This window comes from Parvimonas sp. C2 (assembly GCF_035282405.1).
Lineage (GTDB): Bacteria > Bacillota > Clostridia > Tissierellales > Peptoniphilaceae > Parvimonas.
The window spans coordinates 78,829-103,619 of record NZ_JAYKBP010000003.1 but is presented as its reverse complement, the minus strand read 5'-3'; the positions used below and the strand labels follow the sequence as shown (position 1 = coordinate 103,619).

The 24,791-nt window shown below is 27.1% G+C and carries 23 protein-coding genes; 5 read left to right on the top strand and 18 right to left on the bottom strand.

Going from position 1 to position 24,791, the window contains the following annotated elements:
• Position 1: 1 nt before the first annotated feature.
• From rplI to VJI95_RS05910, 13 genes are all read right to left on the bottom strand, one after another.
• The gene (rplI, locus tag VJI95_RS05970; protein WP_323999571.1) at positions 2-448 is read right to left on the bottom strand and encodes a 50S ribosomal protein L9; all 447 of its coding nucleotides are present in this window, start codon (positions 446-448) and stop codon (positions 2-4) included.
• Entirely contained in the window at positions 429-2,426 is a 1,998-nt protein-coding gene (locus tag VJI95_RS05965; protein WP_324010615.1) for a DHH family phosphoesterase, read from the bottom strand. The genes rplI and VJI95_RS05965 overlap by 20 nt, the downstream gene beginning before the upstream one ends.
• Positions 2,411-3,262 carry a hypothetical protein gene (locus VJI95_RS05960; protein ID WP_324010614.1) on the bottom strand — a complete coding sequence of 284 codons (852 nt, stop codon included), beginning with the start codon at positions 3,260-3,262 and terminating at the stop codon, positions 2,411-2,413. The genes VJI95_RS05965 and VJI95_RS05960 overlap by 16 nt, the downstream gene beginning before the upstream one ends.
• A 377-nt stretch (positions 3,263-3,639) precedes the next feature.
• Positions 3,640-4,188, bottom strand: a complete 549-nt coding sequence (locus tag VJI95_RS05955) for a hypothetical protein (RefSeq protein WP_324010613.1) — start codon at positions 4,186-4,188, stop codon at positions 3,640-3,642.
• A 52-nt stretch (positions 4,189-4,240) separates the two neighbouring features.
• Positions 4,241-4,441 (bottom strand): hypothetical protein, encoded by a 201-nt coding sequence (locus VJI95_RS05950; protein ID WP_324010612.1) that lies wholly within the window; start codon positions 4,439-4,441, stop codon positions 4,241-4,243.
• A gap of 34 nt (positions 4,442-4,475) precedes the next feature.
• Positions 4,476-5,003, bottom strand: a complete 528-nt coding sequence (locus VJI95_RS05945) for a hypothetical protein (protein WP_324010611.1) — start codon at positions 5,001-5,003, stop codon at positions 4,476-4,478.
• A gap of 396 nt (positions 5,004-5,399) precedes the next feature.
• On the bottom strand, positions 5,400-5,855 hold the full coding sequence (locus VJI95_RS05940) for a GNAT family N-acetyltransferase (protein ID WP_324010610.1): 456 nt from the start codon (positions 5,853-5,855) through the stop codon (positions 5,400-5,402).
• 100 nt (positions 5,856-5,955) lie between these two features.
• Positions 5,956-6,447, bottom strand: coding sequence for a GNAT family N-acetyltransferase (locus VJI95_RS05935; protein ID WP_324010609.1), 492 nt, complete (start codon positions 6,445-6,447; stop codon positions 5,956-5,958).
• A 141-nt stretch (positions 6,448-6,588) separates the two neighbouring features.
• Positions 6,589-6,969: a hypothetical protein gene (locus VJI95_RS05930; RefSeq protein WP_323999556.1), complete on the bottom strand. Its 381-nt coding sequence runs from the start codon at positions 6,967-6,969 to the stop codon at positions 6,589-6,591.
• Between the two features lie 265 nt (positions 6,970-7,234).
• A complete protein-coding gene (locus tag VJI95_RS05925; protein WP_324010608.1) occupies positions 7,235-10,219 on the bottom strand; it encodes a hypothetical protein in 2,985 nt (994 codons plus the stop codon).
• A gap of 218 nt (positions 10,220-10,437) precedes the next feature.
• Positions 10,438-10,623, bottom strand: a complete 186-nt coding sequence (locus VJI95_RS05920; RefSeq protein WP_324010607.1) for a hypothetical protein — start codon at positions 10,621-10,623, stop codon at positions 10,438-10,440.
• Positions 10,624-10,684: 61 nt separating this feature from the next.
• Positions 10,685-12,694: a transglutaminase domain-containing protein gene (locus VJI95_RS05915; protein WP_324010606.1), complete on the bottom strand. Its 2,010-nt coding sequence runs from the start codon at positions 12,692-12,694 to the stop codon at positions 10,685-10,687.
• Between the two features lie 38 nt (positions 12,695-12,732).
• A complete protein-coding gene (locus VJI95_RS05910) occupies positions 12,733-14,217 on the bottom strand; it encodes a hypothetical protein (RefSeq protein ID WP_324010605.1) in 1,485 nt (494 codons plus the stop codon).
• A 527-nt stretch (positions 14,218-14,744) separates the two neighbouring features.
• On the opposite strand from VJI95_RS05910, the gene VJI95_RS05905 reads away from it, so the two are divergent.
• Positions 14,745-15,392, top strand: a complete 648-nt coding sequence (locus VJI95_RS05905; protein WP_324010604.1) for a TetR/AcrR family transcriptional regulator — start codon at positions 14,745-14,747, stop codon at positions 15,390-15,392.
• Between the two features lie 9 nt (positions 15,393-15,401).
• The gene (locus VJI95_RS05900; RefSeq protein WP_324010603.1) at positions 15,402-16,409 is read left to right on the top strand and encodes an alpha/beta fold hydrolase; all 1,008 of its coding nucleotides are present in this window, start codon (positions 15,402-15,404) and stop codon (positions 16,407-16,409) included.
• Positions 16,410-16,733: 324 nt separating this feature from the next.
• On the opposite strand, the gene VJI95_RS05895 is transcribed toward VJI95_RS05900, so the two are convergent.
• Positions 16,734-17,123, bottom strand: a complete 390-nt coding sequence (locus VJI95_RS05895; protein WP_269753262.1) for a nuclear transport factor 2 family protein — start codon at positions 17,121-17,123, stop codon at positions 16,734-16,736.
• A gap of 137 nt (positions 17,124-17,260) precedes the next feature.
• Between VJI95_RS05895 and VJI95_RS05890 the strand changes: the two genes are divergently transcribed.
• Positions 17,261-17,605, top strand: coding sequence for a winged helix-turn-helix transcriptional regulator (locus VJI95_RS05890; RefSeq protein ID WP_150262839.1), 345 nt, complete (start codon positions 17,261-17,263; stop codon positions 17,603-17,605).
• Between the two features lie 304 nt (positions 17,606-17,909).
• Here VJI95_RS05890 and VJI95_RS05885 read toward each other — a convergent pair whose 3' ends face one another.
• Entirely contained in the window at positions 17,910-18,623 is a 714-nt protein-coding gene (locus tag VJI95_RS05885) for a carbon-nitrogen hydrolase family protein (protein WP_324010602.1), read from the bottom strand.
• 10 nt (positions 18,624-18,633) lie between these two features.
• Positions 18,634-19,119: a GNAT family N-acetyltransferase gene (locus VJI95_RS05880; RefSeq protein WP_324010601.1), complete on the bottom strand. Its 486-nt coding sequence runs from the start codon at positions 19,117-19,119 to the stop codon at positions 18,634-18,636.
• Between the two features lie 160 nt (positions 19,120-19,279).
• On the opposite strand from VJI95_RS05880, the gene VJI95_RS05875 reads away from it, so the two are divergent.
• Entirely contained in the window at positions 19,280-21,259 is a 1,980-nt protein-coding gene (locus VJI95_RS05875) for an alpha/beta hydrolase family protein (protein WP_324010600.1), read from the top strand.
• 79 nt (positions 21,260-21,338) lie between these two features.
• Here the strand turns inward: VJI95_RS05875 and VJI95_RS05870 are convergent, their stop codons facing one another.
• Entirely contained in the window at positions 21,339-21,989 is a 651-nt protein-coding gene (locus VJI95_RS05870; protein WP_324010599.1) for an HAD family hydrolase, read from the bottom strand.
• 123 nt (positions 21,990-22,112) lie between these two features.
• Positions 22,113-22,670 carry a TetR/AcrR family transcriptional regulator gene (locus VJI95_RS05865; RefSeq protein WP_324010598.1) on the bottom strand — a complete coding sequence of 186 codons (558 nt, stop codon included), beginning with the start codon at positions 22,668-22,670 and terminating at the stop codon, positions 22,113-22,115.
• A gap of 159 nt (positions 22,671-22,829) precedes the next feature.
• Here VJI95_RS05865 and VJI95_RS05860 point away from each other — a divergent pair, with 159 nt between their 5' ends.
• A complete protein-coding gene (locus VJI95_RS05860; protein WP_324010597.1) occupies positions 22,830-24,713 on the top strand; it encodes a heavy metal translocating P-type ATPase in 1,884 nt (627 codons plus the stop codon).
• The last annotated feature ends 78 nt before the right edge of the window (positions 24,714-24,791 follow it).

Genomic DNA, 24,791 nt, shown 5'->3' with positions numbered 1-24,791 from the left:
ATTACTCCTTTTCAATAGAAACCTTAACAGTTGCAACTATTTCAGGATAAACCCTGATTGGAACTGTCAAAGCACAAAGTGATTTTATATTTTCCTTTAATTCTATTTTTCTTTTGTCAATTTCTATTTTATGTTGTTTTTTCAAAGCATCGCTGATGTCTTGAGAAGTTATTGAACCAAAAAGTTTATCCCCACTTCCTGTTTTAGTCTTTATAACTACTTCTAATTTTTCTAAAACTTCTTTTAATTCTTTTGCGTTTTTTATATTTTCAGCTTCAATTCTCTTTAATTCAGCTTGTTCTTTTTCCCAAATTTCAAGATTTTCTTTAGTAGCTTCTTTAGCTAATCCATTAGGAATTAAAAAGTTTCTGGCATATCCTGTCTTTGCATTGACAAGTTCGCCAGCTTTCCCAAAACTTTTAACATCTTTAATTAAAATTACTTTCATCTATATCTTCCTCCAATAAATACTCATCTATGGCTTTCTTTAATTTTTCTATCGCTTCATCCATTGAACAATCAAGTCTTGCTCCGGCAGAAGTATAATGTCCTCCACCACCGAGTTTTTCTAAAATTAATTGAACTGAAATTTTTCCTAAACTTCTTCCACTGATATGAATTTGTCCGGAAACAATAGTTAAAACGAAACTGCATTCAATATCTAAAACTCCAAGCAAATCATCTGCCGCCTGTGCTGCAATCAACATAGATTCCTCAATTTCTTCCGGAAATACCCCAATGCAAATATAATTTTTGTATGATATTGCATTAGATAAAACATTAGATTTTAATTTTATTGTATTAAAATTATCTTTGAAAAGATGTTTTACTGCAATACTATCTGCTCCAAATCGTTTCAAATAGGATGCCATTTCAAAAGTCCTTACTCCTGTTTGGTAATAGAAGTTTTTAGTATCCACTACAATTCCTGCAAGCAGAGCTTCAGCGACTTCTTTATCCAAATTAATTTTTTCAAACATATAGTAGATAATTTCTGTTACAAGCTCACATGCAGAAGACGCATAAGGTTCAAGATAAGTCAACATCGGATTTTCAACAAAATCTTTTCCTATTCTATGATGATCAATTACAACAATTTTTGAAGTAACATCTAACAAATAAGGAGCTTCTGTTGAAGCTGTTCTCGAATTATCCACCAATATAACTAAACTTGTATCCTTACATATATCATAAGCTTTTTCTGGAGAAATCATCATTTCTACATACTCAGGTTCTGCAAGTCTTATCCTATCATATACATTTCTTATTGTAATAGGGACATCTTCTAAAACCATATAACAGTCTTTTTTCAATTCTTTACAAATTCCCATAACACCGATTCCCGCTCCAAAGCAATCCATGTCCGGATTCTTATGTCCCATTACAAAAATCTCTGAAGATTCTCTTATTATATTTTCAAGTGCTTGAGAAATAACTCTTGCCTTTACTTTATTTCTTTCAACACCCTTATTGTTCTTGCCCCCATAGAACTCTAAATCTTCACCATTTTTAAAGACAACTTGAGCTCCTCCACGTCCTAATGCCATATCAAGAGCAGTTTGAGCTTCCTTATATCTTTCAAAAGGATTATTTCCACCAAGACCTACACCGATACTTAAAGTCGGTTTTATATTACCTGAAATTTCTATTTCTCTTAATTTTTCTATTATACTAAATTTATCAGTTTTTATTTTTTGTAAAATTGAATTATTTGAGATAACAATATATTTCCCATAATCATATTTTCTTACTATTGCACCTAAATTTGAAAAATAACTTATAATCAGTTTATCCATTTCAGCAGTCAATAATGTCTTAAAATCTTCGTTAGTGTTGTTACGAACATCTTCAAAATTATCAATGTAGATTAAAATAGAATTTAGAGTATCGTCTTCATATTGCTTTTGAAGTTTTGAAAATTCTAAATTATCTATCAAATAAATAATCGTATTAACTTCCCCATTATCATCATCTTTTACAACATTATAATAAACCAAATAATTAAATTTTTCTGTTTCCCAATTTACTTTTCCAGAACCTTTTTTCAAAACTTCAGAAATATTAAAATTTGAAATTTTTGAATTAATATCAATTCCAATAACATCTTTTCCTGAAAAAAGCTCTGAAAACTCTGGGCTATACCATTTAACTCTACCTTTATTGTTAAGTACAGCAATAGGAAAAGGCATCTTATAAACTACTTCACTTGCAATATTATCTAAAGAATCTTTATGTCTCTTTATATCCTCTTCATATTCAACATTTTTATTTTTTACATAGTATAAGACTACAATAAATGAAATAAAAGTCAATATAAAAGATACAATCCCAAATATTAATTTAAAATAAAGTACAAAAGCTGAGATTATAACCATAAATAAAAATAAAATATAAAAATCTGATAATTTAACTATTTTCTTTCCCATTTCACACCTCGCAAAATTGAACTATAAATTCCATAAATAACATAAACTGCATAAATTATCCCCAAAAATATTGAACAGAAACTTAGCAAATTTGCTAATATTTTATTCAACTTCTTCTGTAAAACTGCATTAGCCTTTATAAAACCTTGAACTATCATTATTCCTATAAAAACTATAATTAAATTATAGCAAATTAGAAATACCTGATAAAAATCCTCTAAACTAGTAGTAAATATCATTACAACAATTACAACTAAACTAATAAAGAAAAATTTCATATCTAGGGGTATAATAACATCATCTGAATCTTTGTAATTTTTATAAATTTTCTTGGATAAAAACAAATATCCAATAGTTCCGAAAATATATGCTATTGTAAATGAAACGGAAGGATAAATATTCATCATTCTATTGACAAAATCTTCAGCATTTTTTATATTAAAAATTTCTTTGTAATTTTCAAAACGATTCAAAAAATCACTTATGTTGTTTAAAAATAATTCATAAGACTTTGCATTAATCCTTAATAGCAAAAAATCACTTACAAGCAAAACTGTCATAACAAGAGCACTTACAAGCAAAACTTTATATCCATCTTTTTCACTATCCATTCCTTTTATAACTATAAAAGAACTAAAAACAGGTATAAGTGAAGTGAAATTTCGCAAAATAATTAAAGATAATACTATAAACATTCCTGCTGACAAGATATAAGTTCTAAAGTTTGATTTCTTGTATAAAATCACCATAGGAACAAAACTTAATAAATTTAAGATAGGAAATAAAATCATTCCTACAGCCAAAAAATAATATAAAAATATTTTTTTATCTTGCATTTTAAACCTCTATTTCATAAACTAATCTTAATAAATTTTCATTTATTAATTCTCTATAACACATATTTTTTAAAAATAATATTGTCTTTATACAAATGCATAAAGTTATTAATATTATACCATATTTCCGACTATAAATAAATGAATTGAAAATTTAATTTTCGCAAAGGTAGGTAATAAAATTTCGTATATTGTAATATAATTTAATGATTTTTTGCTATTTTATTAACAATTTCAATAATAATTTTACAGAAAATGTAAAAAAATAGTGTATAAAATTTTATGTTTTTACACACTACTTTTAACTACTTTCTGTATATAATATCTTATTGTATAATTCATAGTTCCTATGTCTTTTCTAGTTAGTCATATATAAATTATCCTATAGGAATAAAAAATATATATGGTGCTGTAAATATTGCTATGGCTAATGCCAATTTTTTCTTTTTTTCTTCTTCTATGTCAATGTTTAAAAATGTAATTCTTTTATTTAATTGATAATTTAAAATCCTTAACAATAGGATTATAGAGCACAATACTAATAATGCAAATACATTCGAAAATGGATTTCTTTCCAATGCCCTTAGAAATACATTTTTATACCAATGATATGAATCTAAATCCAAATCAATAAAATCTTTTCCTGTTTCAAGTAAGAGTAAAAATACAACAACTATTAAATCGCATAAAAAGCTAAAACAAGTTATTTGTATTATTGTTTTTCTAAGTATTTTAAAACGATCTTTCATTTTTAAATATAACATAGATATATACATTACTATTGAACATAATATAGCAGTTGCTGGTATAATAGCAATCCAACAAATAAGAATTACCCAAAAAACCCATAATGGTATGGTAAGATCAATATATCTATCGAAAGATAGAAAATATACTCCCGATAAAACACTATAAAAAGTACTCATTTCTCCCCCTTTTTATGAAGTGAGAGAATTTAATTCTCTCACTTCAATTTTTTTATTTTTTAATATTTTCATTTTTGGATGCTGAAAATTTTTCATCAACTTCTCCATCTTTGTTTTTATCTATTTGCAGAACTGTATCTTTATCTTTGTTTATCCCTGTTTTAATTACCATATCTTTTGTAACAGATATTTCAAAGGTTCTTTCATCCAATAATTTATCATTTCTATCAAAATATCTTATTGTATAACTCATTTTTTACCTTTTCTGATTAATAATATAAGAATTATCATATAGTAAAGAAAAATAAATATGGTGCTGTAAATATTGCTATGGCTAATGCTAATTTTTTCTTATTTTCTTCCTCTATATCAAGTTTTGAAAAAGTATATCTTTTATTTAATTTGTAATTTATAATTCTTGACAAAAGAATTGCAACACTCAATATCAATACCTCAACTATATTCATAGGTATCTTTACAACTAAAGAATACAAAAAAGACCCATACCAATTGAAAAAACCTAGAGTTGGTTTGATAAAAATTTCTAAAGTTCCTACAATCAAAAACATCAATATAATAGCAATTATATCGCATAAAAACCCAAAAAAAGTTACTCTGACTATTATTTTTTTTAAAGGAATTTCTACTTTCAAACATAACATAAATATACACAAAACAGTTGAATAGAAAACTAATAACATTGGTATAATAAAAGGCCACAATATAGGCAGTACCCATAAAATCCATAACGGAATAGTAAAGGTAACATCACCCCAAAATGCCGTTGAAGAGAAAACACTATAAAAAATATTCATTTTTTATCTCCTTTTTTGTGAAGTGAGAGAATTTAATTCTCTCACTTCAATAATATATTTTTTCATAAAAAAGTTTATTTTTATGAAAAATTAAATTCAAGTTATTATATCATATGAAATTCAAGATTTCAATAATAAATCAAAACTTTTTAGTGATTTTTATGCTAAGTTTTAATATGATATATAATTGAATAAAACAAGTCTTCGTTAGATATTATATAATTAAAAAATACCAAAAGTAATATACTTTTATAGATTTTTATCAAGAATTTTAAAAATGACAATCCTTTTGGGCATTCACATAGGAAGGTACATCTTCTAGATATAATTCTCCTTAAAATTTAATTTTGACAAAGAAAAACAGCAAATCTTTTGAATTGCTGTTTTAAAAATTTATTATCTATATTTTTTCATTATATACTTAAGTTTTGGTGTTTCAATAACTTCATCAATTTCAAAACCCAGTTTAGTATAAATATTTTTTGCATTTTTATTAGAATCAAAAACATTTAAAGAAATACTTTTTATATTTTCATATTTAAAAATCAAATCTATAAAACTTTTTATTGCCTCTTTTCCAAAACCCATTCCTTGCTTTTTAGGATTTATTATAAATCTACCTATATGTATATTATCTTTTTCAATTCTTACTTGTTGAATCATTCCCAAAAAATCATCTTCATTGAATATAGAAAATACATTTTCCATTTCTTTAATTTTATCATAAGTCAATGGATAGGAAATTTTTAGTCCCATCCATTGTTCTTGAAAAGCCTCTCCTCTATCATTTGACCATTCACATAAGAGAGTGGCATTTTCTCTATTTATTCCTCTTTCAAATCTAATATCCATATAAAACCTCAATTTTATTATAATTTTTATTTTCTATACAAATAATTTTCTCCTTTAAATTTAATTTGTATTTAGTTTCTCAACTCTATAAATTTAAATTTTATCTATCTTTAAGTTTTAGTATTGCAATAACTTCATCTCCATCCATGTCTCCATTTTCAACAAATCCAAATGAATGATACAACTCTTTGGCAGTTATATTTTCCTGTTCATAAGACAACCAACAATACTCTGCTTTACCACAAGGAAATGATTTAATAAAATCTAAAGCAAGTTTCATAGTTTTTTTCCCAAAGCCTTTTTGTTGATAAGTCTCATCAATCATCAAACGCCAAAGATTATAGTTTCCCTTTGCTATATTTGGAACATTTTCCCAAGTTTCATCTACATCATAGCCAATCATCAGAAAACCAACAGGTATATCGTCATCATAGATTCCAAAGGGAAAAACAACTCCATTTGCAGTAATAGTTAGATATGCTTCAATAATGCTTACGTCATTAGATGCAACAAAATTTTTTTGTGATTCAGATACCTTTAATTTAAGTATTTCCCATATATTTTTTCCATTTATTTTTTCTAAATGAAGCACAACTACCTCCAAGTTTTTTAATTTATTTTATTCTTATTATAGCATAAGATTATTTATTAATAAGTCGTTTATCATATGATTACAAATAAATGCGTTGAAAATTAAATTTTCAAAAATCAAAACCACCAGCTGAGGTGGTGGTTATGATTTAGTATCATTAAGCTCTTCAATCTTTGGAATCATTATTTCGTCCATATACTTACATATAATATTGTAAGCCTCTTCTAATTTTTCTTCATTTGATATATCAAGAAAAATTTCATTATTCCACAATGAATGATTTAATAACTGATGATCCTCACTTTGTCTTGGATCAAAAGGACGACGATTTATAATATAACATACGTCTAAATCCATTCTTTGACTTGTTTTAAAACCAAATGAAAAGAAAGCTACCAAATATGTAAAGTTTTCGCTCTCCATTTCCAACATTCTCTCATCTTTTTTATATTTAAACCCTATACTACTATATTTTTCTTCTAATCTATTTCCAAGAATATTAACTGTATTTCTAAATTCCATACAACCTCCTATAATTGATTAATAAACTTTTTAACTCTAATTTTTAAAAAACAATATAGTTATTATATATCTACAATTGTTATTATAACATATTTCTAATTATAAATAAATATTGAAAATTTAATTTTCGCAACAAAAACCCCACCCTTCCACAATGCTTCGCATCGGCTGGGTGCCCGCAAACCTTGTTGTTCCACAACAAAAACCCCAAATCTTTTATTCTGATTTGGGGGCTTTACATTATAAGCTAATTACATTTTGTTATCTATTTTTTCTTTTTTGAATAAAGAAAACCTACTAAACTTGTTACTGCTAACAATATACTTGAATTTGAAATATTAGTTTTTGGAAGACCCTTGTTAATTTTTGTATTCTTTTGTTTTGTTTGTATAACTTTATTTTTATCTTTTTTAGAATCTTCCTTCTTATTTAAAACATGAATTTGTGTTTTTGCATAACCATTTTTAAATTTAAACTCAAGATTATGATTTCCTTCTGTTAAAGAATTTTTAAATTCATTAGTAAACTCTACGATTGTACTACCTGATTTTACAGTGTACATTGATGGGTCAACAAGCTTGCCATCTAAATATACATTTTCAAAGTTTTTAACATCTTCATCCAATCTAAAGAATAATTTATGACCATCATTTTTTGTTACAGTTTGATTTTTACCATATAAAAATTCAATTATCTTAGGATTATTGTTATTTTGTTTATCTGATGAATTATTATTCTTTCCTTTTTCAAGCTTAGCTTTTAAAGAATTTACTTTTTCTTCAAGTTCTTTTATTTTTTTGTTAAGCTCATCAATTTCATTTTGTTTTTTACTTCCGGATTGTTTTGCCTTTTCTAACTCTTGCTTAGCTTTTTCAAGTTCTTGTTTGATTTTTTCAAGCTCTTTTTTAATTTTTTCTGAATCTTGTTTAGATTTTTCGAGTTCTTGCTCAATTTTTTCAAGTTCTTGTTTAATTTTTTCAAGCTCTTTTTTAGTCTTTTCTAAATCTTTTTCAAGCTTTTGTTTTTCTTTTTCCCCAACTATTGACGGAGCATTTTCTGTACTTAATTTATCTAATAAGTCTTTATTCGGAGCAGTATATCCATTCCAATTTGGTGTTTCATTTTGAAGTTTAGAGTCTTCAATCGAATTTGTAGATTTTTTACCATCTATTGCATATCCTTTTGTTTTTTTGTCAATAGTTATTGAGTCAAGAACAGCTTTTCCACCTTCACTCTTACTCATATAACTATTTCCACCACGCAAATATGCATTATCAACAGAAATTGTTCCATTACCTGAAACTCCATTTCCACCTTTACCTGCAAATCGACCATTTCCTCCAACAGCAATTAAAGTTCCTTTTCCTGTTACTGTTCCCTCTAATTTTAAAGCGTCTCCTCCATTACTTGTAAGAGCATAGCGACCGCCTGCAAAAAGTCCAAGTTTTGCATCTTTTTCAATAGTTAATGTTTTACCTTTTGCAATCTCCATTGCTCCTTGTCCTTTATATTGTTGACCTGTAGGAGCTTCATCTCCACGTATAAATACATTACCTTTTATAGTTGCATTACCTTGAACACTCACAACTGGAGTTTGTATATGTTTTGCATTTTTTCCATCAGTCAAATAATTGGCATTTGAATAAATAACAGAGTTTTGTAGCGTTGCACCATCTTTTAAAATTATTTGACCGTTTATAGAAGATCCACTTGCAAAACTCTTGTGGTAGTCATCATAATTTACTTCAAGAGTTCCACCTTTTTCAACAGTTATTTTGCCATATAGTGATGAATCTGAAAGATTAAGTTTACCACCGTCTTTTACTACGATATTTACAGAACTTAAAATTTTCATATTTACAAGGTAAAGTTCTCCTGTTACAACTAAAGTTTGAGTAGTAGGTTTATTTTCATCAATCGGATAGCCTAATTCTGAATACTTTCCACTTTCTCTTGAACCAAACCAAAGTTTTAGATTTTTTGGAACAGTTACTTCTTCTTTATTTTTTCCAAACTTTTTGATTACCCAAGGTTTCATATCCCATTCTTTTTTTGTATCAGGATGTTTTAAAGGTTTAAATTCTTTATCTACCAATCTTTCTTCAAGAGTAACTTCGTTTGAATCAAAAACTTCAAAATCTAATTCATTTGATTTTAATTTTCCATCTTTTGATTGTACAAAAACTTTATAAGTTCCTTTTTTAGAAGGAATTCCAGATAATTTAACACTATTATCTATTTTAGAGTATTTTGCTACCATACCAGAATCATCTGAAACCATTTTTGCTTCCAGTTGTAAATCATGTGTTACTTCTTTCGCATCCTTAAAATCTGAATCCGCTGGTTTTTCCTTGTCTGTATAAGCAATTTGTAATTTTACATTACTATTTTTATTTGAATTTACTCCTCCACCTGTAGCAGATGAAATAGAATCATATTTTTGTTGACCGATAATTGCTGCCTCAAATGAACCTACAATTCTTAAATAATATTTTTTTGCAGAATGATTGTCTTTTTTAACAAATTCTTTTCCTTTTCTTTCAAATGAAACAGATGTCCCATCATTAAAGACAAATTTAACTATATGTCCATCCGGTACTTTTTGTCCAAGATATAAAATTTTATTCGCTTCATCTACAAAATAAGTTGACCCAAAAACAGCAACCTTACTGCTTACTTTTCTGTATTCCTCGTCATTTACAAAGATTTGCTTAATTTGTGCAATTTTATCCTTTAATTCAAGAGAATATTTATTTTCATAATTTTTTTCTTCAATCACTTTTAATGAAAAATCATTTTGCCCTTTGTTATCAGGAGTTTCATTTGGTGTAGAAGGTTTTTTATTATTTTTTTCTTCTATTTTTATAAAATTGTCTCCATCTTTTTTAAATGAAACAGTACTTTTATCTTTAAATTCAATTTTTATAACTTCTTTATCCTTTGGATCAAGACCAAGGTATAAACAGTTATCTGATAAATCTACAAAGAATGTCTTTCCAAATACCGCAGCTTTATTATCTTTCTTTTCATATTCACTATTTTCTACAAAAATTTTTGTTATTTCCTTTAATTTATCTTTAGGTGTAATTTCATATTTATCTCTACTTCCCAGTTTACCTCTAATAAATTTTAAAGAAATATCATCTTTTTGTTCTTGTGTTGTCGTTTTTGCATTTAAAACTTGCATTTGACTAATTGGAATTAAGCACATTGAAAGACTTAAAACAATTGCTGTAAGTTTTTTCTTCATATAAACCTCCGAAATATTTTTTTAATATAGATTAATTTTCAATATCGCTATTGATTATATTATATATCAATATATAAAGTCAAGTTTTTTTATAAATTTTTTTGTAGCTTAAGATTTTATCTCTACCAGAATAGCGTATTTACTTTTTTAAGCAAATTATACTTAAAAACCCAAAAAGCTGAGAAGTTTTCTCTTCTCAACTTTAATGTTTCTAATATTTAATTTTTTTTATCTTCTTCATTTTCGTTATTATTATTTTCGTTATTCTTTTTATTTTTAAGTCTTTTTGCTTGATAAGCAGAAACAACTGCCAATAATATATAACAAGCAGTTCTAAATGGTGCTTGCATTTTCTCCGGAACGTTCATAACCAAAACAGTGGCAAACGCTGTTGCAGCAATCAAAATTAGAACAATCATCCATATAGGTTTTTTTTTTGTCTTCCATCTTAATTCTCCTTATAATTTATTTAAATTCCTTAAATTTTTCATCAATAACATGATCTTTTGTGTAAGTTTTGTCATCTTGAGAAATATTCAAATATTTATTAGGATCAGCATCAGAATCATTCCAAGTTGGGTCAACAACCAACCATTTATTATTTATACGAACTAAATTCCATGCATGAAGTCCACCTGTTGCTTGACCTGTAACTACTCTCGCTTGCAATCCTGCCATTCTTGCCATCAAATAATAAGTTTTTGCATATCCACTACAAACAGCTATCCCTTTTAACAATACTCCTTCAGAATCCATAGCATAACCAAAGTTTTTAACTAAGTCATCATATGCTTTTTTAGTTATTTCAGATTTCCCGCCATTTTTTTCATAAATAGCATTGTATTTTTCTATTGCTTCAAAAGCTTTATAATCATATACAGTTTGCTTAGCTATATAATCATTTATAGCTTTACTTTTTTCTAAATCTGACATTCCTTCTTTGATTATAGTAGGCAGAATCTTAGAAATCTTATCTAAGCATTCCTTTTGTTTAGCTTGTTTTTCTGAATCATAAGTTATTTGTAGAATTTTATTTTTTGATGAATAATTATAATTAACTACAGTTGACATAATTGGATTTTCAAAAAGAATATTCTCAATAGTGTTTATCAAAAATGACTTATCTGTTGCTTCTGGATAATTTTCAAGGCTTAAATAAGTATTTCCCTGTAAAATATTTGTTAATAAAAATTCCTCCAGTGATGATGATGCATCATAATTTGTATCAACTTTTGCAACATTCTTTTTAATATCTTCACTTAAAGAGTCTATATCTTTTTCATTAATAGTGATATTTTTATCAACTCTTCCAGTTTTAGTTGATTGTTCAATATTTTTAAGCTTATCCTCTAACTTATTCTTATAATCGCTATTAACCTTAGTTATAGTTACTTCTTTTTTAATACTTGTTCCCTTTAATGAGAAAGGTATTGTTATCTTATATTCTTGATTTCCAGTTTTTTCAGCTTTTATTTCTGAACCATGGTATTCAACGGCTGAAATTCTTTCAGTACCACCAAGAGTCAAAACAGGCATAAACTTAGGTAAATTGTCTAATGTTTCAAAAGTTAAAGTTTTTGCATCAATAGCATTTGTAATTTTACTATAGTCTATATCTTGAATCAAAGTTCTACAAATATCAACACCTGATATTAAATTTGATGCAGGTGTACAATTTCCCGAACTATCTTCAGCAACTACTATTAAATCATAGTATTTAGAAGTATCACCATTATTATTTTTAAGATCAATTGCTAATTTTTTAAGAACTTCAGGAGTAGATGTCCAATTATTTTCTGTTACTTTACCTAATTCTTCATAAATATAATATTGATCAAATTTTACATTTTTATCAGAATTTTTAGTACGTTTTAAAATGTGGTAAGAAGTGGCATCTTTAACTTGATTCCATTCCAAATTAAGTTTCCCATCACTCGTAATAGTTTTAGAAACTACTGGAGGTGTTATCCCTGAGCTTCTTCCTTTTACATTTATAACATGAACTACTGGTTTTTTTAATTTTTTTCCTGTTTTTAAATCATTATATTGAGCTAAATATAATTTTTCATATGCAGGCCATACACCTTCTTTTAAGGTTAATTCCTTGCCATCTGATAATTTGAATTTATTTTGTTTAATATTAGTAGGATTAATTGTAATCTTACCATCAAGTTTTTTACCTGATACAATAGGAGCATCTATAAATTTATATAGTTTAGCATCGCCAAATAATTTTAGAGGTGCAGCATCTAACTCGTCTCCAACTACTTCAAATTTAGAGCCATCTTTAACACTAGTATCCAACGAAATACTTTCGCCTTCTCCAACTTCAATAATATCCTTAGCATACTCTACATCATATTTTGTATTAGTTTCTGTAATATTATTTTCTTCCTTTTTTTTGTTACATCCTGAAAAAATCATCGAGCTCATCAATAAGATAGCTAAAAATGATTTTAATTTAATTTTTTTCATAATTGCCTCTTTATATTTGTTGATCAATCAGTAAATTTCTATCTTGAATAATCCCACACGCCACTATTATTTACGTGCCAGTTTCCTATCCATTCATTAGTTGCCATGTATCCTGTATCTTTTAAATAATACCAATTTTTACCAAATTGAACCCATTGATTTCTAGCATGACTACCATCGTCATATCTTAGCCACCAACCTTTTTCGCCCCATATCCATTGGCTTCCTTTTTCCCATTCTCCTCTTGAATTTACATAATAGCCGTCTGGAGTAAAAGTATCAGCATACATATGACCTACTTCATTAGAACTGGAACCTGTTCCCATATAGTACCATAAACCGTCTGTATTTACCCACTTTCCTTGAACTAAATAACCAGATTCATCAAAGTAATACCATTTTTCTCCAAGCTGAACCCATTCATTTTTAGCATAGCTACCATCAGGGTATCTTAGCCACCAGCCTTTTCCATCCTTTTTCCATTGGCCACCATTTTCCCATGCTCCACTTGAATTTACATAATAGCCGTCTGGAGTATAAGCATTAGTATACATAGGACTTACCTTATCAGCTCTATCACTTTTTCCCATATAATACCATGTGCCATCTGTATTTACCCACTTTCCTTGAACTAAATAACCAGATTCATCAAAGTAATACCATTTTTTGCCAAATTGAACCCATTTATTTTTTGCATAACTTCCATTGTCATATCTTAGCCACCAGCCTTTTGCATCCTTTTTCCATTGGCTTCCTTTTTCCCATGCTCCACTTGAATTTACATAATATCCATCTGGAGTAAAAGTATCAACATACATAGAGCCATTTAATCTATTTTCTTCTTTAGTATATCTTTCAATATAACCACCAACATAATACCAGTTATTTCCTGTCTTAATCCACTTTTCAGAAACCATATATCCTGATTTATCAAAATAGTACCATCTACCCTTTATATTCTTCCAACCATTTTTAAAATATGAGCCATCTGATAACTTATACATTTCATAAAGACCGTCATACATCCATTCTTCTTTTTTTGGATTGTTTATTATAGTAACAGTGAAGCCTTTATCTATATCTCCTGTTATCTTATAATTAGGCTTAGGATCTTTTACATTGTTTTCTATTCGTAACTTTTCTATTTTAGAAATAGAGTAATTAACATCTAAATTATATTTTCTAAGTTGTCCTTTTTCATTATATTTAGGCATTTCTATCTCGCCATAATACCATTTATCAGGATATCCCGGTAATCTACGGCCAAAATCTATATAACAACCTGCATGTCTAACTCCAGCTTCACGAGGAGATATAATAATATTCTCCTTAGGACCTATCCATTTAACTGTAACTTTTATAGTCCTCATAGTGTTTTTATTCTCTGTGTTTTTAGCAAGTGCTGTTTTTTCATTTTTAGCAACTACATCTTTATTAACTGTTGTTGCATTACTTACTGGATTTGTCATTGCAATTATTGACAACGCACATAATCCACATAATATTCCTTTAACTTTTTTCATATTTCCTCCTAAATATTGATAAATAAATTTTATCCCTCATTTATACCTAATTTAGTTTTACATAATAAGTATTATTAAAACTTAATTAGGCTAAATAATTATACCAAAAAAATTATATTTTGTAAAATGTAATAAATATTAGGTTATAGATATTTTTCACTAAATATATTCTGTCCCATATAATTATATATTATATCAAGTGTTTTTTTACTATAATTGCTGTAAAAAGTAAAGGAGAATATTTTCTCAGATATCCTACTTTTAACAGCGTATACATATTGTATAATTATTCAATTACTTAGCTTTTCTATTTAAAAAGATTTCTAAACTTAATTTTTTTCTATTTCTTCTAAATACTGTTTTTGGTATTTTTTTAGTTTTATTTAATGTTCTTATATTTGTTACTACAAAACCTTATTTTTCTTTGATTGTATATTCTATTTCATTAATATTGACTAATCAGTCAAAAGATGATATACTTTAATTGAAATAAATTGACTGATTAGTCAAGTAAGGAGGACGTATTTATGACTACTAAAAATTTTGAAAAAGTTTCAGAAGATAAAAAACAAATGATAATAAATAAAGGGATAGAGATTTTCTCAAAGTTTTCATTTGTAGAAGCAAAAACTGATTTAATAGTTAAGGAAGCTGGTATTTCTAAGGGTTTATTATTTTACTATTTTGATAATAAAAAGAATTTTTATCTATACCTACTTAATTATGCAGTAAATTTATTGACACAAAATTTAGAATGTAAAACATATTATGATTTTTTCGATAACATTTTTAGTATTATGGATCAAAAATGTAATTTAATAAAAAAATATCCTAATGAAACTAAATTTTTAAATATGGCTTCTAGGGAAACAAGCAAAGAAGTTGAAAAAGAAATTAAGGATATTTTTAGTGAATATCACAAAAAATCAAATGAAAAATTAAAAATACAAATCTCTAATTCTATTAAAATATTTAACTTAAGAAAAGATATTGATCATGAATTAGTTGTGGATGCTTTATCTTTATATATTGATGCGATTGTAATAAAACATCTCAATCAATATCAAGACAATCCAATGGATTTATTCGACAATTATGATGAATTTAAAAATAGTATTAAGAAATATCTACATTTAATGCTTTATGGATTTCTTAATACAGATTGCTTAAGATAGGAGGATAAAATGTTTTATAAAAACCCTTATGAAAACTTATCAGGAAAACTTGAAAATAAAAAGCTTATTAATGCTGGCTTTTCGGAAAAAACTTATGATACAGGAACTGTTAAACTTAACTATGTTGTTGGTCCCAAAAACGGGCCTAGTTTATTGCTAATTCCTGCTCAAATGGGAATGTGGGAGAGTTATAAAAAAGTACTAATACCTTTATCTAAAATTTTTCAAGTTTATTCAATAGATATAAGAGGACATGGAAAATCTACTTGGACACCTGGTTATTATTCTTGGAAAATTGTAGGTGAAGACTTAAAAATGTTTATCAAAAATGTAATAAAAGAAAAAGTAATTATAAGTGGAAATTCATCTGGAGGTATTCTTGCCTTATGGTGTGCAGTTAATATTCCTGAATATGTTTCTGGAATTGTTCTCGAGGATGCCCCAATCTTTTCTACAGAGATGCCAAGATTTAAAGAACAAGATAAATTTGTTTACAATGGATTAAAACATCTTGTTGACAAAATTGGAAATATTGAAGATAGAGATTTAGCAGATTATTTTAGAGATATGGAAATGCCAGCTTCTGAAAAGAGAATTAAAAAAATTCCAAATTGGTTTGCCAATTGGCTATCAAGAAAGATAAAGAAATTTCAAAACAAATACCCTAATAAACCTATTGCAGTAGGATTCCCAGATAGTTTACGACTACTTATTAAATCATTGTCTATGTTTGATCCCGATTTTTCTAGAGCTTTTGTTGATGGAAGATTTTATGATGGTATTAAGCACGAAGAAGCCTTTAAAAAAACAAAATGTCCAATAATGCTTATTCATGCTGACTGGAAAAGGTATGAAAATTTTGGACTTGTAGGAGCATTTGATGAAGATGATGCTAAACTTGCAATTTCATTAGCCCCACAAATTATATATAAAAAAGTTTCTGGTAATCATGTAATTCACGCTTTTAAACCTAAAAAATTTACTGAATTATTAACAGAATTTAGAGAAAATATCTAACTATTGCAAAAGAAAAAAGAGCTGATTTTAGATTTAAAATCTCTAGTCAGCTCTTTTTCTAAATTTCAGAATATTTTTTTATATCTCAACGATTAAAATATCTTCTTTATTCAATTTTAAACTCTTTTCAATTTTTCCATTTTTAAAATAATATGCTCACTATTTCTAAATGCTTCACATTGAGTGGGTATTCGAGAACCTTGTTGTCTCACAACAAAAGAGAAGACTTATATATTTTGATATAAAATCTTCTCTTTTTAAAAATTTGACATTCATTATTTTATTTTACATATCTCTTACATTTTGTTATAAAAATAAATTAACCTATTTCCAAAATTTATCTTCTTCCTCTTGTTGTTCTGCAAAAGTCCATACTTCTTGTATTTTTCCATTCTCTATTCTAAATAAATCAATACCGGGGTCATTTAGTTTTTGATCTTCTTTTTCAGCTAAAGAAACAACACTTGCAACAACAAAGCAATCATTACTTGCAGCCCAATTTGTAATTACTCTAAATGTACCATTGCTTCTTTTGGTAAATTCTCCTAAACGTTCTCCCAACGCCTCTTTACCTTTAACAATTCCTGAAAGTGGACCTTCTCCTCCCATATGCCATACAATATTATCAGACATTGTTTCAAAAACAGACTTAAAATCTCCCTTCAATAATGCTTCTGTATAAGCATTATATACTTTCATAATTTCACTTTTCATAGCTAATCTCCTTTCTTTTTGAGGATTGATTTTCCTCTTACTATTATTATACTTTTTAAGTCTTGACTTTAAAAGTACGAACATTTATAATACATAGTATCTGATACGATACTATTACACAGCTTAAGGAGGTTTTTATGTCAACTATTTATGATAAATGCCCTTATGTTACTACTCAGAAAGTTTTACAAGGAAAATGGGCAATTGTAGTTTTATATCATTTAAGTACAGGTACTAAAAGATTTAATGAACTTGAAAGATTAATTCCTGAAGTTACTCGAACTGTTTTAACAAGGCAACTGCGTCAATTAGAACAAGATAAATTAATCACAAGAAAAGTTTTTGCTGAAGTACCTCCTCATGTTGAATACTCTTTAAGTACATTAGGTACTAAATTTCAGAAAGTTTTGAACGAAATAGAAATTTTTGGACTAGATTATATTTCTGAACTTAACAAAATTAATAATCCAAAGGATAAATAAACTTATCTATTTAATTATGAAGTAGATTTATTTATATAAGATTTATAATATAAATTAAGTGCTTATATTTTTTATATTGTGGATAAAAAATGTAATTTCATTAGATCCACAAATTACATATAAAAAAGTTTCTACTAATCATGTAATTCACTCTTTTAAACCTAAAAAATTTATTGAATTGTTTACAGATTTTAAAGAAAGTATATAAATGTTGATTTATTAATATCTATTTAGAACAAAAAAAGAGCAGATTTTGAGATTAAAACCTCTAGTCAGCTCTTTTTCTAAATTTCAGAATCTTTTTTTATATCTCAACGATTAAAATATCTTCTTTATCCAACTCTAAACTCTTTTCAATTTTTCCATTTTTAAAATAATATGCCCCACCAACGCTTATTGGCTCGTCTTTTGTTATTGAATTTACCAAAAGCACATTATCCGATGCTAATTTAGATTGCTTAGCATAATCATATTGTTCAGTATTTTCCCATTCATCTTTTGAGAAATTACAATAAACAGGCCAAAGCAAAATTCCATTTGTTTTAAACTTTTCAGAACAAATCCACATATCTCCACATAAGGTAATTTTAAATTCTCTGTTCTTATAGATAAATGTATCTGAAAGCTCTCCTTCACAATAATGTTTATCAGTAATGGAATATTCTTTCCAATTTTTAGTAATTCTTCTATAGTTGTGGATTATTTTTCCCTTTTCAATTACTACAAAAGAAGAAAAAATCTGCTCTCTTTCTCTTTCGATATATCCGACACCAAGATCAATATTGTATTTTTCACTAAGATTTTTTAATTTTTCCATTATTGTAGAATATTTTGTAATTGCAATGTCTTTATCTATTTCATAATTCCAAGAAAGAGAGTCAAAGCCTTGCAAAAAAGTTTCTCCAAAACAAAGTAAATCTACTTTCTCATTAGCAGAGATACTCGCCTTTTCTATTTTTTTAATATTATATTCAATTTCTCCATTTTTAAATTCGTAAGAAACCAGTCCTATTTTCATAATATCTCCATTAAAATATTTTTGACATCATATATTCATCAACATACTTTCCATTTACATACATTGTCTTTTTCTTAATTCCCTCGATAGTAAATCCGCTTTTTTCATATAATTTTATTGCAGATACATTTTCACATTCAACTGTCAACTCTAGTCTTATAATTTTGTTTTTAACTGCCCAATTATCAAGCATTTGAAATAGTTTTGTTCCTATTTTTCTATTACAGTAATTTTTTTGTATCCCAATTATCACATAGGCAGTATGTCTTATTCTCCTAAAAGCACCCCTTTGGGCAGATAAAAAGCCTACTATTTTCTCGTCCTCTATCGCTCCTAAAAATAAATTATTTTCATCTTTTAAATTTTTTACAATTTTTTCCTCATTCCAAACTCTTTCGTCAGGTTCAAACATCATAAAATCCGTTTCACTGTCAATAATTTTAAGACAATTATAAAACTCTTTAGCATCAATATCAATCAATCTTCTAATTTCCATAAATTTCTCCATTTTTTAATTTCATTTAATATATTTATTTTATCATATAATTAGAATTTATCAAAAATTTTTTTGTAATTTTTTTGTTTTTGTAGTATAATCAAATTGCAAGGGAATTTCAATAAGATAATCCTTGTAAATTGTTGTTTAAGGAGGCAATATGAAAAGTATAAAAATTGATGAGTTTAAAAACTTTAAGTTTTTGGGAAATTTACATTTAAGTAAAAACGAAAAAAATCTATTCTATAGTGTTTCTAATATGAATTTAGAAAAAAATTCTTATGAACACAGAATTTATAAAATGGATTTGGAAACTAAAAAGTCCTTTGTTTTTACTAATGGTGCTAAGGAAAGTTCTTTCATTGAGCTTTTAGACGGTTCTATTCTCTTTGCAGGTGATAGAGAAGGTAAAAAAGACGAGTCTGATACAACTAAATTTTACAAAATATGTACTTCCGGTGGAGAAGCTGTTTTAGACTTTACTGTTCCTGCTTTAGTAAATACAATAAAACAAATAAATGATGATGAATTTTTAGTTTTAGCTAATTTCAATAGAACAAAAGAATTAGAAAAAATAGAAAAAGAATCTAAAAAAGAAGAAAACAAAGAAAAAACTTATGATGATTCTAAGGATTACCTAGTTGCAACTGAAATACCTTTCTGGGGAAATAATATAGGCTTTACAAACGAAGATAGAAGCAGACTTTATCATTTCAACAAAAAGACTTCTGAATTTATTCCATTAAGCGATGATATCACTGATATTTATGGTTTGGAATTAAATGAGGACAAAACTAAGGCTGTTTTTATTGCAACAACTTTTACAGGAAAGATGCCTCTTGTAAATGAGGTTAAAATTTTAGATATCAAAACTAAAACAGTTGACCTTTTAGCAAAAGATTATTCTTTTGCTTATGCAAACTTTATTGATTCTGAAAACATTATAACCGTAGCAACAGATATGAAGGAATATGGTATAAATGAAAATTCAAATATCTATATTATAAATATTAAAGATAAATCTTTTGAAAAAATTGTAAATGACAATTTTGATATGTGTATGAATAACTCTGTTGGAACAGATATGAGATTAACTGGTGGTAGAAGTGTTTTAGTAAAAGAAGGATTTATGTACTTCATAAATACTGAAGTAAATAGTTCATATATTTATAGAATTGACAAAAATGGAAATCTTGAAAGATTAAACGAAAAATCAGGTTCTATCGATTGTATCGATATTTCAAAAGATGGAAAAATTTATGCTGTTGCACTAAAAGATTCTAATTTACAAGATATTTATGAAATTTCTATGGAAGAAGAAAATAGAATTTCCTTCCACAATGATACAACAGAATATTCACTTTCAGAAATTGAAGAAATCAACTTTACAAATGATGGAATTGGATTTATAGGATATGTTATGAAACCTGTTGATTATAATCCAAATAAAAAATATCCTGGTGTGCTTCATGTTCATGGAGGCCCTAAGACAGTTTTCGGAAAAATATTCCATCACGAAATGCAATTTTTAGCAAATAATGGATATTTTGTATTTTTCACAAATCCTAGAGGATCTGACGGTAGAGGTAAAGAATTTGCAGATATTCGTGGAAAATATGGAGAAATTGACTTTGATGACTTAATGAAATTTACAGATGATGTAATTAAAAACTATCCCGCTCTTGATGAAGAAAGACTTGCCATTATGGGTGGAAGTTACGGTGGTTTTATGACAAATTGGGCAATTGGACACACAAACAGATTTAAGGCTGCTTGTTCACAACGTTCAATTTCAAATATGACTTCTGAATTTTTACTTACAGACATAGGATATTATTTCATTGATGACCAAATTTCTGCAACACCTTGGAATAATTATGAAAAATTATGGTATCATTCCCCGCTTAAATATGCAAATAAGGCACAAACACCAACACTTTTCATCCATTCAGATGAAGATTATAGATGTTGGATACCTGAGGGAATTCAAATGTTCTCTGCATTAAAATATCATGATGTACCTGCAAGACTTGTTATGTTCAAAGGTGAAAATCATGAACTTTCAAGAAGCGGTAAACCAATGCATAGAATAAGAAGATTAAAAGAAATATTAGAATGGTTTGATAATTATTTAAAATAATTTAGAGAATTATCAAGATTAGACAAAAAGAGCTATGTTAAATTTTCACAACATAGCTCTTTTTTCATTATAATTTTGTTTAAAGCCCAATTCTTTTTAAATTTTCAACAGAAATTGTATCCATTTTATAGTCAAAATCCGTTGTCGTACCAAAATACTCTCCATTAGTCAAAGGCTCATAAACCAAAACCGTTTTAATTCCCCTTTTCTTTGCAGTTTTTAAAGGAGCTTCAGTATCGTCAAAGAATATAATTTCTTCTGTATCTTCATTATGTTTTTTTATTGCCCAATCATAATATCTTTCATCATCTTTTAAATATCCACAATCATCACAAGTTTGGATATAGTCAAAATACTTCATAAGTCCTGTTCTTTCTAAACAATTTTTACAAAGTCCAATATTTGTAGCAGTATTCAAAGAAATCTTATAACCTTTTTCTTTAAGATAATCCAAAGCATTCATCACATTATCTTTTGCTCCGAAAATTTCGTCGTATCCCTCTTTTACATATTTTAAATTTTTGGCATAAATTTCATCCGGAGTTAAATTGAGATTATAATATTTTCCTATTGCTATTCCTCTTGCATAAAGTTTTTTTCCTTTAAACAACTCTTTTAGTTCATCCGTTTCTTCTAAATTCATCTCTTTAAGAAAATATGAACAACTTCCAAACCATCCCCCAATAGAATCAATCAAAGTCCCGTCCATATCAAACATTATACACTTCATAATTTCCCCCTGATATTCAATATATAATTATGATAAAAAAATATTGATTTATCATAATACGAAAAGTCCCATTCATTTTATCATATTTTAGGTAATTTCTCAAATCATTATATACTAAATATATTATATTATAGGGTCTACTACTTTAAAAAAATAATCTGCAATCTCTTCTGGACTTTCTTCCATTTGATTTTTTATCCACCACTTTATTGTTTCCACAAATGTACAGCAAATATGATTTTTTAAAAATCTTTTAAACTTTTCATCTTCAGTCTTTTCAATAAAAATATACTCATCAATCAGCTTATCCAGATATTTTTTGAAATAACTCAAAAACAAATCATTACTTTCACAACTTAAAACTTTTATAAATTTTTCCTTATTTTCCTTTAAATGATAAAGTATATGTGTAATTAAAATTTTAGGATTTTTCTTTGAATTTTCAAAAATTTTTGAACATTCTCTACTTAAATCATTAGAAAATATATGTTCAAACAACTCACGACAAATTTCTTTTAATAAATCATCTTTTGTTTCAAAATGAGAATAAAAAGTACTCCTACCTATATCTGCCAAATCAATAATTTCTTGAACTGTTATTTTATTATAATTTTTCTTGGATAAAAGATCAGTAAAAGCCATAAAAATTGCTTTTCTAGTTTTAATTTGCTGTCTATTCATAAAATCCTCCATACATTTTTAAAAAAATGTTCAAAGTATTACTATTTTAATTAATTGCTTATTGATATATAATATCTATAGTGATACAATTAAATCAAACAAAGTGTTCGTTATTAAATTAATTGTAGCATTATAAACAGAAAAAATCAAGGAGGACTTATGATAAATAAAATTTCAAAATTATTCAGTGGTTTACACTTTACTATCATTTCAATAGTATTTTTTATACTAAATGTTGTCTTAAATCTTTTAAAGATAGAAACTGCATTTAAACCGGTATGGATAAGTATTGTTATATCTGCTTTCCCTTTTTTAGTTGGGGCTATTAAAAATATAGTAAAATTTAAAATAAAAAATTCACTTTTAATCACAATTGCAGTAATCGCATCCGTATTTGTTGGAGAATATTTTGCAGCAGCTGAAATTGCAATTCTTATGGCAATTGGAGAACTTTTAGAAGACTATACAGTTGACAGAGCCAAAAAAGGTCTTAATGATTTAATTTCTTCCGCTCCAAAAAAAGCAAAGAAACTCATTAAAACTAATGATTCTTATACTGTTAAAGAAGTTCCGATTGAAGAAATTGAAAATGGAGATATAATCAGAGTTATGCCTGGGGAAATAATTTCAGTTGATGGAATTATAAAAGAGGGTTTTTCTTCTATTGACCAATCAATTCTAACAGGAGAAAGTTTACCTGTAGATAAAACTGTTGGAGACGAAGTTTTCTGTGGTTCTATGAATTGTTTTGGAAGTATCGACATCGTGGCAAAAGATGTTGAAAACTCTTCTTTACAAAAATTTATCGACTTGGTTGAAAGAGCTGAAAAAGAACAAACTCCTATGCAGACTCTAATTGATAGACTTGCTGTTAAGCTAGTTCCAACTGCACTTTTAATTGCAATTGCAACTTTTGCAATAATGATGTTATATAAATTTGATTTATATACTTCAATAAATAGAGCGGTTACAGTTTTGGTTGTATTTTGCCCTTGTGCTCTATTCTTATCAACTCCAACAGCTGTTATGGCTTCAATCGGTCAAGCTAGTAAACATGGTGTAATTATAAAAACATTTAATGCTCTTGAAAAACTGGCAAAAGTTAATAAAATAGCCTTTGACAAAACTGGAACTTTAACTTATGGAAAATTAAATGTAAATGATATAGAAAATTTTTCAGACTTTCCCAATGAAAAAATAATGTCCTTAATCTCAAGTTTAGAATCAAAAAGCGAACATCCTATCGCAAAATCCATAACAGAATATTTAGATGAAAAAAATATCAAAAAAGAAAATGTTGAAAACTTTAAAATGAAAATTGCAAGAGGTGTTGAAGGAGAGATTTTAGGAAATAAATACTTCTGTGGTAATGAAAAATACTTAAAAGAAAATAATATAAATATCAAAGAAAATGTAAAGGAAAAAATAGAAAAATGCTCAAGTGAAGCTAAAAATATAATTCTTTTTGGAGATGAAAAAGAAGTTTTATCAATCGTAACTCTATCCGACACTCTAAGAGAGAACGCAAAAGAAATGGTTGAAAATTTAAAAAGCTTTGAAATTGAGCCACTACTTCTAACAGGAGATAATCTTTCAACTGCAAAATATTTTTCTGAAAAAGTTGGAATAACAGAAGTTAAAGCAGAACTTTCCCCTGAAGAAAAATTTGAAAACATAAAAAATTTAAAAGAAAATAATGTTGTCTGTATGATTGGAGACGGCATAAACGACGCTCCTGCTCTTAAACTTGCAGATGTTTCAGTAGCAATGGGAAAAACAGGTAGCGACATTTCAATCGAAAGTGCAAATATTGTGTTAATGGGACATGATGTTTCAAAAATAGTTTATCTAAAAAAACTTGCCAATGCAACAGTAAAGACGATAAAATTCAACATTATCATATCTCTTTTAATTAACTTTGTAGCAGTAATTTTATCAGTACTTGGAGTTTTAAATCCATTAGTTGGCGCAATAGTCCACAATCTAGGCTCAATACTTGTAATTTTAAATGCGTCATTATTGTATGATAGAAAATTTAATTAGAAAATATACAAATAAAGAAATTTTAAAAAGAGAAGTTTGTTTTACTTCTCTTTTTAATTTGACTATTTTAAATAACAG

What these genes read in the sequence shown, in the direction of transcription:
- VJI95_RS05940 (WP_324010610.1), bottom strand. Translation starts at nt 5,855, where the DNA reads ATGGATATTAGATTTGAAAGAGGAATAAATAGAGAAAATGCCACTCTC.
- VJI95_RS05900 (WP_324010603.1), top strand. Translation starts at nt 15,402, where the DNA reads ATGTTTTATAAAAACCCTTATGAAAACTTATCAGGAAAACTTGAAAAT.
- rplI (WP_323999571.1), bottom strand. Translation starts at nt 448, where the DNA reads ATGAAAGTAATTTTAATTAAAGATGTTAAAAGTTTTGGGAAAGCTGGC.
- VJI95_RS05865 (WP_324010598.1), bottom strand. Translation starts at nt 22,670, where the DNA reads ATGAATAGACAGCAAATTAAAACTAGAAAAGCAATTTTTATGGCTTTT.
- VJI95_RS05895 (WP_269753262.1), bottom strand. Translation starts at nt 17,123, where the DNA reads ATGAAAAGTGAAATTATGAAAGTATATAATGCTTATACAGAAGCATTA.
- VJI95_RS05890 (WP_150262839.1), top strand. Translation starts at nt 17,261, where the DNA reads ATGTCAACTATTTATGATAAATGCCCTTATGTTACTACTCAGAAAGTT.
- VJI95_RS05915 (WP_324010606.1), bottom strand. Translation starts at nt 12,694, where the DNA reads ATGAAAAAAATTAAATTAAAATCATTTTTAGCTATCTTATTGATGAGC.
- VJI95_RS05860 (WP_324010597.1), top strand. Translation starts at nt 22,830, where the DNA reads ATGATAAATAAAATTTCAAAATTATTCAGTGGTTTACACTTTACTATC.
- VJI95_RS05965 (WP_324010615.1), bottom strand. Translation starts at nt 2,426, where the DNA reads ATGGGAAAGAAAATAGTTAAATTATCAGATTTTTATATTTTATTTTTA.
- VJI95_RS05945 (WP_324010611.1), bottom strand. Translation starts at nt 5,003, where the DNA reads ATGAATATTTTTTATAGTGTTTTCTCTTCAACGGCATTTTGGGGTGAT.
- VJI95_RS05885 (WP_324010602.1), bottom strand. Translation starts at nt 18,623, where the DNA reads ATGAAAATAGGACTGGTTTCTTACGAATTTAAAAATGGAGAAATTGAA.
- VJI95_RS05955 (WP_324010613.1), bottom strand. Translation starts at nt 4,188, where the DNA reads ATGAGTACTTTTTATAGTGTTTTATCGGGAGTATATTTTCTATCTTTC.
- VJI95_RS05880 (WP_324010601.1), bottom strand. Translation starts at nt 19,119, where the DNA reads ATGGAAATTAGAAGATTGATTGATATTGATGCTAAAGAGTTTTATAAT.
- VJI95_RS05875 (WP_324010600.1), top strand. Translation starts at nt 19,280, where the DNA reads ATGAAAAGTATAAAAATTGATGAGTTTAAAAACTTTAAGTTTTTGGGA.
- VJI95_RS05950 (WP_324010612.1), bottom strand. Translation starts at nt 4,441, where the DNA reads ATGAGTTATACAATAAGATATTTTGATAGAAATGATAAATTATTGGAT.
- VJI95_RS05930 (WP_323999556.1), bottom strand. Translation starts at nt 6,969, where the DNA reads ATGGAATTTAGAAATACAGTTAATATTCTTGGAAATAGATTAGAAGAA.
- VJI95_RS05960 (WP_324010614.1), bottom strand. Translation starts at nt 3,262, where the DNA reads ATGCAAGATAAAAAAATATTTTTATATTATTTTTTGGCTGTAGGAATG.
- VJI95_RS05925 (WP_324010608.1), bottom strand. Translation starts at nt 10,219, where the DNA reads ATGAAGAAAAAACTTACAGCAATTGTTTTAAGTCTTTCAATGTGCTTA.
- VJI95_RS05905 (WP_324010604.1), top strand. Translation starts at nt 14,745, where the DNA reads ATGACTACTAAAAATTTTGAAAAAGTTTCAGAAGATAAAAAACAAATG.
- VJI95_RS05910 (WP_324010605.1), bottom strand. Translation starts at nt 14,217, where the DNA reads ATGAAAAAAGTTAAAGGAATATTATGTGGATTATGTGCGTTGTCAATA.
- VJI95_RS05870 (WP_324010599.1), bottom strand. Translation starts at nt 21,989, where the DNA reads ATGAAGTGTATAATGTTTGATATGGACGGGACTTTGATTGATTCTATT.